The 15,610-nt window shown below is 71.2% G+C and carries 15 protein-coding genes; 11 read left to right on the forward strand and 4 right to left on the reverse strand.

What is annotated here, in order from left to right:
• Positions 1–487: 487 nt before the first annotated feature.
• Complete coding sequence (locus MOX02_RS27025; protein WP_147028899.1) at positions 488–721, forward strand: hypothetical protein; 234 nt, start codon at positions 488–490, stop codon at positions 719–721.
• Positions 722–741: 20 nt separating this feature from the next.
• On the opposite strand, the gene MOX02_RS27030 is transcribed toward MOX02_RS27025, so the two are convergent.
• Together MOX02_RS27030 and fdh are read right to left on the reverse strand one after the other, a co-directional pair.
• Complete coding sequence (locus MOX02_RS27030) at positions 742–1,089, reverse strand: hypothetical protein (RefSeq protein WP_238179862.1); 348 nt, start codon at positions 1,087–1,089, stop codon at positions 742–744.
• A complete protein-coding gene (fdh, locus tag MOX02_RS27035; protein WP_147028900.1) occupies positions 1,079–4,327 on the reverse strand; it encodes a formate dehydrogenase in 3,249 nt (1,082 codons plus the stop codon). Before fdh ends, MOX02_RS27030 begins: the two co-directional genes overlap by 11 nt.
• Positions 4,328–4,492: 165 nt before the next feature.
• On the opposite strand from fdh, the gene MOX02_RS27040 reads away from it, so the two are divergent.
• The 4 genes from MOX02_RS27040 (at position 4,493) to MOX02_RS27055 (ending at position 7,772) form a co-directional block, all read left to right on the forward strand.
• On the forward strand, positions 4,493–4,711 hold the full coding sequence (locus tag MOX02_RS27040; RefSeq protein ID WP_147028901.1) for a hypothetical protein: 219 nt from the start codon (positions 4,493–4,495) through the stop codon (positions 4,709–4,711).
• Position 4,712: 1 nt separating this feature from the next.
• A complete protein-coding gene (locus MOX02_RS27045; RefSeq protein WP_147028902.1) occupies positions 4,713–5,630 on the forward strand; it encodes a 4Fe-4S dicluster domain-containing protein in 918 nt (305 codons plus the stop codon).
• A complete protein-coding gene (gene nrfD, locus MOX02_RS27050) occupies positions 5,627–6,664 on the forward strand; it encodes an NrfD/PsrC family molybdoenzyme membrane anchor subunit (RefSeq protein ID WP_147028903.1) in 1,038 nt (345 codons plus the stop codon). The genes MOX02_RS27045 and nrfD overlap by 4 nt, the downstream gene beginning before the upstream one ends.
• A 64-nt stretch (positions 6,665–6,728) precedes the next feature.
• On the forward strand, positions 6,729–7,772 hold the full coding sequence (locus MOX02_RS27055; RefSeq protein WP_147028904.1) for a fumarylacetoacetate hydrolase family protein: 1,044 nt from the start codon (positions 6,729–6,731) through the stop codon (positions 7,770–7,772).
• 6 nt (positions 7,773–7,778) lie between these two features.
• On the opposite strand, the gene MOX02_RS27060 is transcribed toward MOX02_RS27055, so the two are convergent.
• A complete protein-coding gene (locus tag MOX02_RS27060) occupies positions 7,779–8,387 on the reverse strand; it encodes a hypothetical protein (protein WP_147028905.1) in 609 nt (202 codons plus the stop codon).
• A 498-nt stretch (positions 8,388–8,885) separates the two neighbouring features.
• Between MOX02_RS27060 and MOX02_RS27065 the strand changes: the two genes are divergently transcribed.
• The 4 genes from MOX02_RS27065 to MOX02_RS27080 all read left to right on the forward strand — a co-directional run bounded on the left by MOX02_RS27065 (position 8,886) and on the right by MOX02_RS27080 (position 12,181).
• Positions 8,886–9,740, forward strand: coding sequence for a Crp/Fnr family transcriptional regulator (locus MOX02_RS27065; protein ID WP_147028906.1), 855 nt, complete (start codon positions 8,886–8,888; stop codon positions 9,738–9,740).
• Positions 9,741–9,819: 79 nt separating this feature from the next.
• Positions 9,820–10,581 (forward strand): DUF3750 domain-containing protein, encoded by a 762-nt coding sequence (locus MOX02_RS27070; protein WP_147028907.1) that lies wholly within the window; start codon positions 9,820–9,822, stop codon positions 10,579–10,581.
• A gap of 53 nt (positions 10,582–10,634) precedes the next feature.
• The gene (locus MOX02_RS27075) at positions 10,635–10,889 is read left to right on the forward strand and encodes a ferredoxin (RefSeq protein ID WP_147028908.1); all 255 of its coding nucleotides are present in this window, start codon (positions 10,635–10,637) and stop codon (positions 10,887–10,889) included.
• A complete protein-coding gene (locus tag MOX02_RS27080; RefSeq protein WP_147028909.1) occupies positions 10,886–12,181 on the forward strand; it encodes an NAD(P)/FAD-dependent oxidoreductase in 1,296 nt (431 codons plus the stop codon). The genes MOX02_RS27075 and MOX02_RS27080 overlap by 4 nt, the downstream gene beginning before the upstream one ends.
• A gap of 32 nt (positions 12,182–12,213) precedes the next feature.
• Here the strand turns inward: MOX02_RS27080 and MOX02_RS27085 are convergent, their stop codons facing one another.
• Positions 12,214–12,612 carry an MAPEG family protein gene (locus MOX02_RS27085; RefSeq protein WP_147028910.1) on the reverse strand — a complete coding sequence of 133 codons (399 nt, stop codon included), beginning with the start codon at positions 12,610–12,612 and terminating at the stop codon, positions 12,214–12,216.
• A 186-nt stretch (positions 12,613–12,798) separates the two neighbouring features.
• Between MOX02_RS27085 and MOX02_RS27090 the strand changes: the two genes are divergently transcribed.
• Together MOX02_RS27090 and MOX02_RS27095 are read left to right on the forward strand one after the other, a co-directional pair.
• Positions 12,799–14,196: a GntP family permease gene (locus MOX02_RS27090; protein ID WP_147028911.1), complete on the forward strand. Its 1,398-nt coding sequence runs from the start codon at positions 12,799–12,801 to the stop codon at positions 14,194–14,196.
• A 65-nt stretch (positions 14,197–14,261) separates the two neighbouring features.
• A complete protein-coding gene (locus MOX02_RS27095; protein ID WP_147028912.1) occupies positions 14,262–15,503 on the forward strand; it encodes a cytochrome P450 in 1,242 nt (413 codons plus the stop codon).
• Positions 15,504–15,610 lie beyond the last annotated feature (107 nt).

Below are 15,610 nucleotides of genomic sequence, written 5' to 3' on the forward strand. Positions count from 1 at the left end.
CCGCCCTTCCGAGACCGGATCTCCTCTTGCACCGCGTCGACGGGCACGTCCACGAGGCTCGACGGCGAATCGCCCCTCCGCGCAGGGGCATCGAACCGATGGCCGCTGCCGTCGGAACTCGGCTCTGACGGGTGCGGCGAAGCTATCGGCTCGCGGCCGCCCTCGATGCATCGTGCGCGACGTGGCGCATCGAACCAAGGGCTCTGGCGAATGCCTCGTCAGATCCCGAACTATACGGATCGGCCGGTGCGAAATGTCTGTGCGCGGTTGCGCCGCGCGCATGCGGGACTTGTTTATCGGGCTCAGAACCCCAGTTATAACAGGACGATGACGTTGTTGCGCCCTGCCTCGGGGCCGCGCGGATCGCGTTCCCGCTCAGGCACAGGATCGCGTGCGGGCAGGGGCCAGTCCGCTCAGCGCATCCTGCGCAAGACTATAATCCGCCGGGCTTCGAACCCGCGCGATCACGTTCCACGAGCCGCCGTTCATGAATCAACTCGTCCGCATGTCCCAGATCGGCGACGCCGAGCAGATCGAAGAGCCCTCCGCCGAATTGCGCGTTCCGTTCGCGCAGTCGGGCGCGTTCGTGTGCAAGTTCATCATCGGAGAGCCGAACGACCGCGCCGTCTGCTGCGGCGCACCCGTCGCGGACGGGAAGAGCTGGTGCGCGTTCCACCGCCGCATCGTGTTCGAGCCGACCCGTCCCGGCCGCATCCGCTGAGGGCGAGCCCGGCCTCGATATCACTCCGGTTCGACCGCCTCCACCAGCTCGGCCAGCCAGCCGCGCGCCCTGTCGATCTCGTCCCAGGGCACGTCCCCGAGTGGGAAATGGCCGGCCAGAACCACGCTGATCACCCCGTTGAGGTGGGTCAGGCGCTCGCGCGTGCAGGCTTGGCGCCGGTGACCCTCGATCAGCTCATCGCGGAAGGCGGTGAGACAGAGCGTGGCGTGGCTGAAGGCCGGGTCGTCCTTCTTCGGCCGATGGGTCAGAACCTGATCGAGCGCGGCGAGCGCCTCGTGGCCGGGCCGCCCGTTTGGCCGAACTTGAGCGGGGTCACGGTCCCGCGTCGCGACCGTCTCACCGGGCACGGCGCGCCTCCCGCTTGAGCTGCGTCAGCCGCCCGGCCCGCAGGTTCACGGTGAGCGCCTTGGTGGTGTGGATGCTGGTGTTGGCATCCCCGGTGATCGCCAGGAGCACGTTGGCGACGGCGCCGCGCGCGTAGCCCTCCCGCCCGTAGACCCAGGGCATGCCGATCTGGTGGACGATGCGCCCGTCGATGGAGAAGGGCCGCACACGCTCCGTCACCATGGCGCGGACCTCGATCTCGCCGCGCAGGGAGGACAGCACCGTCCAGCCGAGGTGCCGGATGCCGAGCTCGGCCGCGAGCTCCGGCGAGACCTCGACGAACGCTTCCGGCTGGAGCTCGGCGGTGTGAGGCATCACCCGCGTCGGCACGCCCCCGCAATGGATCTCCGTCAGGCGGAAGGTGGTGAAGACATAGGGGAAGCGCGGATCCTCCGGCTGATGCAGTTCGTTGCCGGGCCGGGTCCAGAGCTTCGCAGTCGGGTTGATCTGCTGGCCGTAGAGCGGGTTCCGCACCGGACTCTCGATCGGCTCGTAGTGCGTCGGCAGCGGCCCGTCGCGCAGGCCCGTCGGCACGAAGAGCTGGCTTTTTCCGTCGGCCTCCATGATGAAGGGGTCGTCGCCGCCGAGCGCGTCCATGCCATGCGGGCGCTTCGACCAGTCGGGCCTGTAATCGGGCCGCTTGGTCTCGACGAAATCCGGTACGTCGAGGCCGGTCCACTTCCCCTCCTCCTCGTCCCACCAGATCATCTTCTTGCGCTCGGACCAGGGCCTGCCCGCACGATCCGCCGAGGCGCGGTTGTAGAGCGTGCGCCGGTTCGAGGGCCAGGCGAAGGCCCAGCCGAGATGCGAGCCCGGCCCGTCCGGCCCGTCCGGCTTGCGCGAGCGGGCGACGTTGTGACCCTTCTTCGGCATGATGCCGCAGTACATCCAACCGCCGCAGGCCGTGGAGCCGTCGTCCTTGAGATCCTTGTAGGTGGCGACGGGCTCCCCGTCGGAGACCGTGTAGCCGTTGATCTCGGCGAGGACGGCCTCGGCGTCTGGCTCGGCGATCGCGCCCTTCGTCGGGTAGTCCCAGGTCAGCGCCTGGATCGCCCCGTCGCGCAGTTCCTTGCTGTCGGCGTAGAGCTCCTTGAGGCGGCGACCGAGGTGGTAGACGAACCAGAGGTCCGAGCGGCTGTCGCCGGGCGCCTCGCAGACCTTGTCGTGCCACTGCACGAGGCGGCTCGTGTTGGTGACGGTGCCCTCCTTCTCCCCCGGCATGGCGGCGGGCAGGAAGAACACTTCCGTATCGATCTCCTCGGGCGCCGCTGCGCCCCGCTCGATCAGACGGCCCTTCTGCCAGAAGTTGGCCGTCTCGGTCATGGCGAAGTCGCGCACCACGAGCCAGTCGAGCTTGGCGAGGCCCCGCTCCACGAAATCGGCGTTCACGGCGCCGACGAGCGGGTTCTGGCCGAGCATGAACTGCCCGCGCATCACGCCGTCCATCATCGCCATCGTCATCGGCTCCTGCGAGCAGTCGCCGGTGAGCTTCGGGACGAACTGATAACCCCAGTCGTTCGCCTTCGTCGCCGCCTCGCCGTACCAGGCCTTGAGCAGGCTGACCGCGTATTTCGGCATGTTCGCCCACCAGCCCGTCGTCGGCGTCTCGGATTTCAGGTAGCCGGCGAGAGTCGCGTGGTCATGGAAGACGTTCGGTTGCGGCAGGTAGGTCGGCAGCATGTTGTAGAGGGTCGGGATGTCGGTCGAGCCCTGGATGCTGACATGGCCGCGCAGGGCCATGATGCCGCCGCCCGGCCGGCCGACATTGCCCAGGAGCGCCTGGACGATGGTGCAGGCCCGGATGATCTGCACCCCCGTCGAGTGGTGGGTCCAGCCGACCGCGTAGGTGAAGGCGCCGGTGCGCTCGCGGCCGGAGTTCTTCGCGAGGGTCTCGACGACCTTGAGGAAGGTCTCCTTCGGGCAGCCCGTCACCCGCTCGACCATCTCCGGCGTGTAGCGCGCGTAGTGGCGGCGCATGATCTGGTAGACGCAGTTCGGATGCTGGAGCGTGAGATCCTGCGGGGGAGGGCCCTCCGTCATGCTCTCGTAGTCGCCCCCGGCCTGCTCCTTCGTCTGCTCCCGGTGCTCGGCGATCGAGGAGGGCACGGTCTTGCCCTTGTACTGCCAGGTGTCCTGCTTGTAGGCGCGGATATCCGCGTCGAAGCCGGAGAACAGCCCGTCCTGCGTCTCCGGGTCCTCGTACCCGTCCTCGATGATGTGGGCGATGTTCGTGTAGGCGAGCGCGAAGTCGCGGAACCAGAGGTCGTTCTCGAGGATGTGGCGGATCATGCCTCCGAGGAAGGCGATGTCGGTGCCCGAGCGGATCGGTGCGTAGATGTCGGCGAGCGCGCTCGTGCGCGTGTAGCGCGGATCGACATGGATGATGGTCGCGCCGCGCCGCTGCGCCTCCGTGACGAACCGGAAGGCGATCGGATGGTTCTCCGCGATGTTGGAGCCCATCTCGATGATGCAGTCGGCGTTGGCGAGGTCCCACAGCGCCATGGTGGCGGCGCCGCGTCCGAAGGAGATACCCAGACTGGGCACCGAGGAGGAGTGTCAGATCCTGGCCTGGTTCTCGATGTTCAGCATGCCGAGACCGCCGCCGAACAGCTTCTTGATGAGGTAATTCTCCTCGTTGTCCATGGTCGCCCCGCCGAGCGACCCGATCCCGAAGGTGTGGTTGACAATGCGCCCGTCGGGCAGCTTCTCCGCGAAGGTCTCGTCGCGTGCCTGCTTCGTGAGCTGCGCGATGCGCTCCATCGCCCAGTCGAGTGTCCGCACCTCCCAGGACCGAGACCTCGGAGCCCGGTAGAGAACCTGGGTGATGCGCTCCGGCGAGAGCAGCATGCCGAGGGTACCCGCGCCCTTGGGGCAGAGGGTGCCCGCGTTCACCGGCGAGCGCGGGTCGCCCTCGACATGGATGGGTCTTCCGTTCTTCGCGTAGATGAGCTGGCCGCATCCCACCGCGCAGAAGGGGCAGATGCTGGTGCCGACCCGGTCGGCCTGCTCCAAGCGCGGCCGCAGCCGCTCCGAGGTCGAGGACCTGGCGGCCGTGGACTGCACGTCCTCGCCCGCGAGTTGCCGGGGCAGGGACCAGTCCTGCAGGAACCCGGCCACGCGGGCGCCGAGCCCCTTGCCGACGACGCCCCGGCCGCGCCCGCCCCGGGGATGGCCCCGCCCGTTCCCTCCGTCCCGCGCCATGTGCCCCGCGTCCCTCACGCTGTACGGCTTCAGCTCACAGCGGCAACCGTGGGGAGCGGGGCGGGTTCCGAACCGCGATGCCGCGCGGAAACATGGCTTCGTCTGGAACGTTTCGAAGCTGGCGCGCGGGTCGGTCGCGCGGTCCGAGGCAGGCCCGGAGCCCCCATGCCCACGATGAGCGGCGTCGTCACGATCGCCCAGGAGAGTCGCTTCCAGCTGACCGACGAGAAGGGCGTCTCGCACCTCTTCCTGCTCTCGCCCCACGCCTTGGCCGAAGACGACGACCTTGAGCCGCTCCAGCGCGAGCAGGCGAGGGTGCGCGTCACCTACGAGCCGGCGCGCAACATCCTCGGCTACCGCGCCCGGCGCATCGAGCGGATCTGAGATGGACAACGTCTTCCACATGCATCCGCGCGCGGCCGAGCACCACCAGTCGAGCCTCGACCGCGTCATCCCGAACGAATCGGAACTGACCGCGGGCGTGCGGATCGAGCCGGGCAAATCCTACGGATTCTTCACGGACACGACCGTCTGCATCGGCTGCAAGGCCTGCGAGGTCGCCTGCAAGGAGTGGAACAACCTGCCAGCGGACAACCTCGGCCTCAGCGGCCAGAGCTTCGACAACACCGGCGCCCTCTCGGCCAACACCTGGCGCCACGTCGCCTTCGTCGAGAAGAGCGGCGCGGGCGGCGTGCGCGCGCAGGAGCAGCAGCCCTTCCAGAGCGGCTGGCTGATGATGAGCGACGTGTGCAAGCACTGCCACCATGCGCCCTGCATGGAGGCCTGCCCGACCGGCGCCCTGTTCAAGACCGAGTTCGACACCGTGGTCGTGCAGCAGGACATCTGCAACGGCTGTGGCTACTGCGTGCCGGCCTGCCCGTTCGGCGTCGTCGAGGTGAGCAAGCTCGACGGCAAGGCCCACAAGTGCACGCTCTGCTACGACCGGCTCAAGGGCGGCCTGGAGCCCGCCTGCGCCAAATCCTGCCCGACGGACTCGATCCAGTTCGGAGAAGTGTCCGACCTCCAGGGGCGCGCGCGACGCCGCGTCGCGGACCTGCACGCCCGCGGCGTCCCCCAGGCCTACCTCTACGGCACGCCCGGCGCGCCCGGCGCCACCGGCGGCATGAGCCACCTCAACGCCTTCTTCCTGCTGATCGACCGGCCGGAGGTCTACAACCTGCCCTCGGCGCCGAGCCGGCCCTCGCGACGCGTGGCGCCGAGCCTGTTCTCGGGCCTCGCCGCCGTGGCGGGCCTGACGCTGGCCGCCGCCCTCCTGTTCTCCGACGCGGAGCGCCGCGCATGAGCGTGCCCTACCCGGTGGCGAGCCGCGGCCCGGAAGACGCGCCCGCCCGGCCGGGCTCAGCCTCGGAGCGGAACATGCCGGCGCCCGGCCACGACGGCTCCTGGGACGGGCCGACCTATTACGGGCGTCCCGCGCTCAAACCCGCCCCCTTCGAGGCGGAGGTCGTCGGCGGCTACATCTTCCTCGCCGGGTTGTCGGGGGCAAGCGCGCTCATCGCGACGGTCGCCGACGTGACGATGGGCGAGAGGGCCGCGGGCGCGGTGCGCCGGGGCCGCTACACGGCGCTCCTCGCGCCGACGATCGGCTCGGCCCTCCTCGTCTACGACCTGCATACGCCCGAGCGCTTCTTCAACATGTTCCGGGTCGCCAAGGCGACCTCACCGATGTCGATCGGCACCTGGATCCTGGTCGGCTTCTCGGGATGCGCCGCCCTCACGGCGGCGGCGCAGTACGCCTCCGACCGGGGGGCGGCGCCGCGCACCGCCCGCGCCGCCGCCCGGGCCGCGAGCCTGCCCGCGGCCGTCCTCGGAGCCGGCCTCTCGACCTACACGGCCGCACTCCTGGCAGCGACCTCGACGCCTCTCTGGGCCGCCGCGCCGCGGGCGCTCGCCGTGCGCTTCGGCGCTTCCGCGGTGGCCTGCGGCGCCGCCGCCCTCTGGCTCGGCGAGCGCGACGGCGGCCTCGCGCGCCGCCTCGAGACCCTGGCGGCCGCAGCACTCGCCGTCGACCTCGCGGGCGACGCGGTGTCGGCAATCGCCTATCGCCGCAAGGGCGTCGCACCGGCGATGGCCGGTCCTGCGGGCACCCTCGAGAAGGTCGTCGGAACGGGTCTCGGCGCAGCGCTTCCCCTCGCCCTCTACGCCGCCTCCCGGCTTGCCGGCCGCCGGCCGCCGGCGCTCGGCACGCTCGCCGCCCTCGCGATCCTCGTCGGCGGGGCAGCCTTCCGCACCAGCATCATCCGGGCGGGCGCCACCTCGGCCGAGCGGCCCGACGTCAGCTTCCGCTTCATGCAGCCCGACAACCTGCCGGATTGAGGAGGGTCCGCGGGCCCGGTCCGCCCTACTTGCCCTCGGCGGGGGAGGAGGATCGGAGGAAAGCATGAGCCAGGACAGACGGAATTTCCTGAAGACGGCCGCGACCGGGCTCGCCTCCGCCACGGTGGCCGGCACGGCGGTCGCCGCCGGAACGCGGACCGCGGCCGGAGCGACGGCCGGGCCGCGGGACAGACCCGCAAAGCCCGCGATGCCCCGGGGCCTCACCCTCATCAACATGCGCCGCGGCGCGGGCTATGGCCTCGGCGTCAAGCTCGACGGCGGCATCCTCGACGTGAGCGCGGCCGCAGAGAATCTCGGGCTCCCGGCTCCGGCCGACATGGACGACCTCCTGCAGAACGGCCGCGGCGACGAGCTCGCCGCCCTGGTCGAGGCGGCCGGCAAGAGCCGCGATCCCGGCTTCCTGCTGGCCGAGGAGAAGATCGCCTACGCGCCGCTCGTCACGCGGCCCGAGAAGATCGTCATGATGGGGTTCAATTACCGCCAGCACGCCGAGGAGACGGGCACGCCGATCCCCAAGAACCCGCCGCTCTTCAACAAGTACAACAACGCGCTCAACCATCACGGCGGCACGATCAAGCTGCCGACCGCCGTGGCGCGGGAGTTCGACTACGAGACCGAGCTGGTGATCGTGTTCGGCCGGACCTGCCGCGACGTGCCGGAGGCCGAGGCGCTCGACTACGTGGCCGGCTACGCCACCGGCAACGACTTCAGCGCTCGCGACCTGCAGTACCTGACCTCGCAGTTCATGATCGGCAAGACGTCGGACGGGTTCGCACCGCTCGGCCCCCATCTCGTCTGTGCCGACCTCGTGAAGGACCCGAACAACCTCAAGCTGAAGACGGTGGTCAACGGTGTGACCCGACAGGACTGGAACACCAACGACATGATCTTCAACTGCCGGCAGCTGATCAGCTTCGCCTCGCGGATCATGACGCTCAAGCCCGGCGACATCTTCTACACCGGCACGCCGCAGGGCGTGATCTTCGGCGAGAAGACGCCCCGGGCCGAGCGCGCGTGGCTGAAGGCCGGCGACGAGGTGGTGAGCAGCCTGGAGGGTCTCGGCGAGTTGCGCTTCACCCTGACCTGAGGCGGCCTATTCCTCGTCGTCCTCGACCTCGTAGGGCCGGTAGGTGCGCAGCGAGCGCCCGTCCGGGAAGACGACGGAGCGCTGCCGCAGGACGATGTAGCCGGCGGCCTGCGCCTCGCGGATGCGGCGCAGGCGCTCGTCCGACGCCGTGTAGCCGTAGCCGGCCGGCACCGCCCCCTGCATCGTGTAGGGGTAGCGGACCGGCGTGGCGGCGTAAGGCACGGAGCGGATCACGCGGACGCTCCGCAGGGGCGCGTGCGGCTGGCGGTGAGCCGTCCGCACCGCCACGCGGGCGCGCTCCGGGGCGCGCACCGTCCGGACCGGACGGCGGGCCGGGGCGGCGACCCGCACGGCTTTGCGGCCGCCGACGGAGCGGGCGGGGGGCGACTCGGCCGCGCCGGACTCGCGCACAGCCGTGACGGCCTTGGCGGACGCCTTCGCAGGTGCCTCGGCCTTCGGGGCGGAGGCAGAAGCCGCGGCGCTGCCGCGCACCGGGGGGTCGGTCCAGGGCCTCTGCGAGGGTGCGGCCGCGTCCTGCGCGCGGACCGGCAGGACCCCGGCCGCGAGGCCCAGGAGCAGGATTCCAGCGAGACTGCTACGCACACCGCACGGCATGACGCCCTCCCGGTTTCCGCGATCGTCCGCGATGCCGGATCGCCCTCGAACGGGTCGCGCGGCGACGGGTGGGACCGCTGCACGCGCAGGAAGGAACCTTAGCCAAGCGCGCACCGGCCGTCCACAACCGAGCGCAGCGACAAGCCCATTTCGCACCGGAACCGGCAGTCCAGAAAGTGGTCTCCCAAGGTTCCTGCGAACCGATGCGCCCTCCGCCGAACTGCACAAATTATAGCCTTTTGAGACTGTACAAGTCGAAACATACGGCGTGAAAGAAGTACTAAGGCCATTCCGCGAATCACTAGTACCATCATTTGTTATTGGCGCTCCGCACCACCTGCGCCGAAATCTCCCACGTTAAGGATCCGGGTCTCCTCGAAAACACCGCAGCCGAAACGGCTCGAACAACGAGGATCCGGTCCAGGCCGGCCATGCGTGCTCTGCGGATGCTTACGGGCATTCCACGCGTGCTTGTGCGTTGAGGGGAGTCGCAGTGAGATGAACGAGAATCCCATCCGGGTGCGCTTTCCCGAATCCAGCGCAGCCTTCCTGAATGGTTCCGGGCTCGTGGCGCCCATGGACTCGCAATCGCTCGCGGCGCCGCGTGTGCCTACAGGTTGCAATCCGCTCCTCGACGGGCTGCTCTCCGAAGCGCCCGCGTCGTGGTCGGACGAGCTGGAACTCGTCACCCTCACGCCGGGCGAGACGCTGACACAGGCCGGCGCCAGCCCCGCCCACATCGTCTTCCCGATGGGCGGCCTGATCTCCCTTCTGGTGCGCAGCGGCCCGGCGGCGAACGCCGAGGTCGAGGTCGCGATGGTGGGCCGGCACGATCTCGTCGGCGCCGCCGCCCTCCTCGGGGCCGAGCCCGCCGCCCACCGCGCCGTGGTCCAGGTCGGCGCCCCGGCCTACCGGGCGCCCGCCGCCTCGGTGCGCCGCCTCATAGAGACGGTGCCGCAGATCCGGTCGCTCCTCCTGCGCTACGTGCGGATGAGCCTGGAGGAAGCCTACCAGCTCGCCGCCTGCAACAGCCGGCACTCGCTGGAGAAGCGCCTCTGCCGCTGGCTGCTTCAGGCGCAGCAGCGGCTGGAGAGCGACACGCTGCCCTTCACCCACGACCACATCGCGCAGATGCTGGGCGTGCGCCGCGCGAGCGTGACGGTGGCGCTGCACATCATTGAGGGCGAGCGCCTGATCCGCTCGACCCGCGGCCGCGTCGATCTCCTCGACCGGGGCCGCCTCCAGATGGCGGCCTGCGAGTGCTGCGGTGCGATCGCCCTCAATCGCCGCTCCCTCAGTTTCGGCCCGGCCGACGGGGCCGAGCGGGCCGCGCCCGCCTGCGTGCCCTGCTGACGGGAAGAGACGCGGCGAGGAACCCTGCGACCACGCTTCCGCTTGCGGCGAGCGCGGTCGCCCCTGACATCCGGAGGGCATGTCCGCCGTCCTCCTCGCCGTCCTCCGCCACCTGATCGTCGCCTTCCTCGCCCTGTTCCTCCTCCCGCTGGCGACCTACGCGCTCTGGTGGGTGGCGAGCGGCGGACGCGCCGCCGACTGGCGTGGGGCGGATTGGTCGAGCGCCGGCATCCTGCCGCTGGCCCGCAGCGCCCCGGACGCGCTGGTCCGCATCTACGCCGCCCGCGTCGGGCGCTGGCGAGGCATCCTCGCGCACCATTCCTGGATCGTGGTGAAGGAGGCGGGGGCCGCCCGCTACACCCGCTACGACGTGGTCGGCTGGGGCGCTCCCGTGCGCACGGACGCCTTCGCGCCGGACGGCCGCTGGTTCGGCAACGCGCCGGAGACCGTGCTCGCCCTCGACGGGGAGGCGGCCATCCGGGCGATTCCGGCGATCCGCGCCGCGGCCGCCGATTATCCACACCGATCGCTCGGCTCCTACCAGGCGTGGCCGGGACCGAACTCGAACACCTTCGCGGCCCACATCCTCGCCCGCATCCCGCAGAGCGGCATCACCCTGCCGCCGACGGCGCTCGGCAAGGACTGGACCCCGCCCGGCCGCTACGCCGAGGTGACGCCGAGCGGCACCGGCATCCGCCTCAGCCTGCGCGGCTACGCGGGGCTCACCCTCGGCTGGGTGGAGGGCGTCGAGATCAACCTGCTCGGGGCCGTGGCCGGGTTCGACCTGCGCCGGCCGGCCCTGAAGCTGCCGGGCTGGGGGCGGCTCGGCCTGCTCGCGTGAGCGAGCGGGCAGCGGTTCGGGAACCCCCGCAGCGGCCAAGGCTTTCCGCATCCATGCCCGAGACTCCCCCCGAACAGGCGCCCGCCTTGTCCGAGAACGCGCTGCGCGTCAGCGTCGATCTCAACCGCTGCCAAGCCTACGCCCAGTGCTGCTACGCGGCCCCCCGGCATTTCCGCATCGAGGGCCGGGAGGCCCTGTTCTACGATCCCGCACCCTCCGGCGCCGACCGGGACGCGATCGAGCGCGCCCGGATCTCCTGCCCGGTCCAGGCCATCCGGGTGGAGGACCCGGAGCGGAGCGCGCCATGACCCGCACCGCCGCGTCCGGCCGCGCCGTCGTCGTGGGCGCCGCCCTGGCCGGTCTGCGCGGGGCCGAGGCCCTGCGCCGGGCCGGCTTCGCGGGGTCGCTGACCATCGTCGGCGCCGAGCCGCACCCGCCCTACGACCGCCCTCCGCTCTCGAAGCACGTGCTCACCGGGGAGGTGCCGGCCGAGGCGACGCGCCTGCCGAGCCTCGTCGATCTCGACGCGACGTGGCGGCTCGGCACGGCAGCGACCGGGCTCGACCGGCACCGCCGCACCCTCCGCCTCGCGGACGGCGCGGAGCTGCCCTACGACCGGCTCCTCGTCGCCACAGGCACGCGGGCACGGCCCTGGCCGAACCCGCACGAGGGGCGGCTCGGCGGCGTCTACAGCATCCGCGACCGCGACGACGCGGCCTCCCTGCGCGCGGCGTTCGCGGCGCGCCCGAGGCGTGTCCTGATCATCGGCGGCGGCTTCATCGGCTGCGAGGTGGCCTCGGCCTGCCGCAGCCTCGACATTCCCGTCACCCTCGTCGAGCCCTCGGCGACGCCGCTCGCGCGGGTGCTCGGCACGCATCTCGGCGCGGTGGTGCGCGCCCTGCACGAAGCCCGCGGCGTGGATCTCCGCTGCAACGCCGAGGTCGAGTGGCTGGAGGATGACGGGGCGGGCCACGTCTCGCGCGCCCGTCTTGCGGGCGGCGGCAGCATCGAGGCGGACGTGGTGGTGGTGGCGCTCGGAGCCGTCCGCAACACCGACTGGCTCGCCGGCTCCGGCCTCAGCGCCGATCCCGGCGGGCTCGACTGCGACGGGACGGGCCACGCCCTCGATGAGGCTGGCGAGCCGGACACGAACATCGCGGCGGCAGGCGACGTCGCCCGCTTCCCCCACCCCCTCTACGACGGACGCCGCGTCGCGCTGGAGCACTGGGGGAACGCCGTCGAGCAGGCGGAGCACGCGGGCCGGCTGCTGGCGGGCTGCCCGTCCGAGGCGCCCTACGGCGCGCTGCCGACCTTCTGGTCGACGCAAGGGGGCATCAACATCAAGTCGGTGGGGCTGACGGATGGGGCCGACGGCCTCGTCATCGCGCAGGGCTCCCCGAAGGAGGGCCGCTTCCTCGCGCTCTACGGCAGGCAGGGGCGCTGCATCGCGGCGGTCAGCATCGACTGCGCCCGATGGCTGCCGGCCTACGCCGCGATGATCGCCGAGCGCGCTCCCTTCCCGCCGATCCGGAGGGGGACGGACCAGCCGGCGGGCCTCGATATCCTGCCGCCGGGCCTGCCCGAGAAACCGCAGCGGTAGAGGGCCGCTCCAGGGCGCATGCGCTCAACGCCTCAGGCCGCCCGCAGCAGGAGCGCGATGGCGGCGGCCGCCGTCACGAGGAAGGTCGCGACGATGCCGCCGCCCCGGCAGGCGAACTGGCGGGGCGAGTTCTTCGGCGCGAGCATGCCGACCGGGTGCAGCAGGCGCGCGACGAGAAGCACGATCAGGAGGCCGCGCACGAGGGTTTGGCCGCCGCCCGAAGACTCGAGCAGGGCGATCAGCAGGAGCGCGAAGGGGACGTATTCCGAGAAGTTCGCCTGCGAGCGGATGCGCTTGAGGAGCGCGTTGTTGCCGCCGTCGCCGTGCAGCACGTCCGACGAGAGACGGCCCGCCACCACCCAGCTCGAGAGCCCGACGAAGAGGAGCGCCAGCAGGGCGGCGTAGAAGGCGGTGATGGCCGGGAAGATCACATCGGGCTCCGGGAACGACAGGAGGGGCGGGCCGCGCGGCCCGCACGCCAACCGGCCTCGGCCTTGACCCGTTCCGGCCTGACGCGAACGTGAGGGGCCCGCGCATCCTCGCCGACAGCGTGTGCTGCGCCATGTTCGAGCTTGGGCGCAGCCTGACGGCGTCCGGACGTTCGAGCGGGCACGCCGATGAACCTCGTGATCTGCCTCGCGGCGCTGGTCTTCCTGATGGCCATCGCCTACCGGGGCTTCAGCGTCATCCTGTTCGCGCCCGTGGCGGCCCTCGGCGCCGTGCTGGTGACCGATCCGGCCGCCGTGCTGCCGATCTTCAGCGGCCTCTTCATGGAGAGGATGGTCGGCTTCCTGAAGCTGTACTTCCCGGTCTTCCTGCTCGGCGCGGTGTTCGGCAAGCTCGTCGAGATCTCGGGGTTCGCCCGCTCCATCGTCGGCGCCGTCACGGGGGTGCTCGGCAAGGGCCGCTCGATCATCGCCATCGTGCTCGTCGGCGCGATTCTCACCTACGGGGGCGTCTCGCTGTTCGTGGCGGTCTTCGCCGTCTACCCCTTCGCCGCCGAGCTGTTCCGGCAGAGCAACATCCCGAAGCGGCTCATACCCGGCACGATCGCGCTCGGCGCCTTCACCTTCACGATGGACACCCTGCCGGGCACGCCGCAGATCCAGAACATCATCCCGGCCTCCTTCTTCAAGACGGACGCGTACGCCGCGCCCTGGCTCGGGGTGATCGGAGCGATCTTCATATTCGTCCTCGGCGTCATGTATCTCGAGTGGCGTCGCCGCGCCGCCGCGGCGGCCGGGGAGGGCTACGGCGAGGGCCACGCCAACGAGCCGGAGGTGCGGGAGGACACCGCCCCGATCCACCCGGCGATCGCGCTCGTGCCGCTCCTCATCGTCGGCATCGGCAACAAGCTCCTCCTCACCGCGATCAACGCGGGCTACGGGGCGGAGGCGAAGGTCGCGCTCTCGCCGGAGATGGCGGAGAACCCGATTACCGTGTCGGTGAAGGCACTTGCGGCCATCTGGGCGGTGGAGGGCGCGCTGATCCTCGGCATCCTCGCCACCGTGATGCTCGGCTTCCGCAACATCCGCGATCGCTTCTCGGAGGGCTCCAAGGCCGCGGTCGGCGGCTCGCTGCTCGCCGGCATGAACACCGCGACCGAGTATGGGTTCGGCGCCGTGATCGCGGCGCTGCCGGGCTTCAAGGCGATCTCGAACGCGCTCTCCGCGATCCCCAATCCGCTGGTCAACGAAGCGGTGACGGTCACCGTCCTTGCCGGCGTCACCGGCTCGGCCTCGGGCGGCCTCTCGATCGCGCTCGGCGCGCTCGCCGACCGCTTCGTGCAGGGCGCGCAGGCGGCCGGCATCCCGCTGGAGGTGCTGCACCGGGTCGCCTCGATGGCGAGCGGCGGCATGGACACGCTGCCCCACAACGGCGCGGTGATCACGCTCCTCGCCGTCACCGGCCTCACCCACCGGCAATCCTACGGCGACATCTTCGCGATCACGCTGATCAAGACCGCCGCCGTGTTCGCGGTGATCGCGGTCTACTACCTCACCGGGATCGTTTGAGCGGGCTGCCCGGTTGACGCCCCGGTGCGGCTCCCGCGCCGCGAAGCCCCCAGTTCAGGACCCGCATGGCCGACCCGACGCTTCTCGATCAGGTGAAGGACAAGGCGAACCGGGCGGACCCGTACCCGCTCTTCGCGCGGCTGCGCCGGACGCCGGTCTCCCGCCAGCACGACGGCACCTACGTGGCGGCGACGCACGGCGCCATCGCGAGCCTCCTCGGCGACCCGCGGATCAGCTCGGAGACGCTGCCGCCGGCGGACCGGCCCCTCACCGGCAACCCGTTCACGGACTGGATCGTGAAGCCCGTCCGCGACCGCATCACCGACGCGCACCGGCCCTTCATCTTCCGCGACCCGCCCGACCACGACCGCCTGCGCGGCTGCGTGATGAACCAGTTCAGCACCGGGCGGGTGCAGCGGATGCGCGCCCGCTCGGACAGGCTCGTCTCGGACCTCCTGGAGAAGATGTGCGGGACGCGCGAGATCGACATCGTGGACGACCTCGCCTACCCGCTGCCCGTCACGGTGATCTGCGAATTGTTCGGGGTGCCCTCCGAGGACGAGCCGAAATTTCACGGGTGGGCGACGCAGCTCGCCACCGCGCTCGAGCCCGACAGCCTGGAGGACGACGAGATCCGGGCGAAGAACAGCCGCTGCTTCGACGAGATCTCGGCCTACATGGCCGACCTCATCCGGGACAAGCGGCGCCATCCGCGGGACGACATGCTGTCCGGCCTCGCCAACGAGGACGCGCCGGGCGCGGGCCGGATGAACGACTACGACCTCATCGCCACCTCGATCCTGATGCTGGTGGCGGGCCACGAGACCACGGTCAACCTGATCACCAACGGCACGCTGGCGCTGGTGCGCCATCCGGAGGCGCTGGCGCGGCTCAGGGCCGAGCCGTCCTGGGCGCCGCGCGTCGTGGAGGAGATGCTGCGCTACGACCCGCCGGTGCAGTTCCGGACCCGCCGGGCGCTCGCCGACATCGAGGTCGCCGGCACCACGATCCCGGAAGGGGCCGACGTCGTGCTGCTGCTCGCCTCCGGCAACCGGGACGAGGCGGTGTTCGCGGACCCGGACCGGTTCGACCCGGAGCGGGGCGGCATCCGCCATCTCGGCTTCGGCGGCAGCCTGCACTACTGCGTCGGCGCGCCGCTCGCCCGCTTCGAGACGGAGGCGGCGCTCACCGCGCTCAGCCGCCGACTCAGGAACCCGCGCCTGTGCGAGGACCCGCCGCCCTACCGCACGGGAGCGGCCCTGCGCGGGCCCGAGCACCTGCGGCTCGCGATCGACGGGCTCGACTGACGCCTGCCGCGCCCCGCGCCCTCTCCCGAACGGGAGAGGCGGGGCAGCGGCCACGCCTGCGCGGACCTGACACCATCGGGCGCGGGTCCCCTCTCCCGTTCGGGAGA

Source organism: Methylobacterium oxalidis (assembly GCF_007992195.1).
Taxonomy (GTDB): Bacteria; Pseudomonadota; Alphaproteobacteria; order Rhizobiales; family Beijerinckiaceae; genus Methylobacterium; species Methylobacterium oxalidis.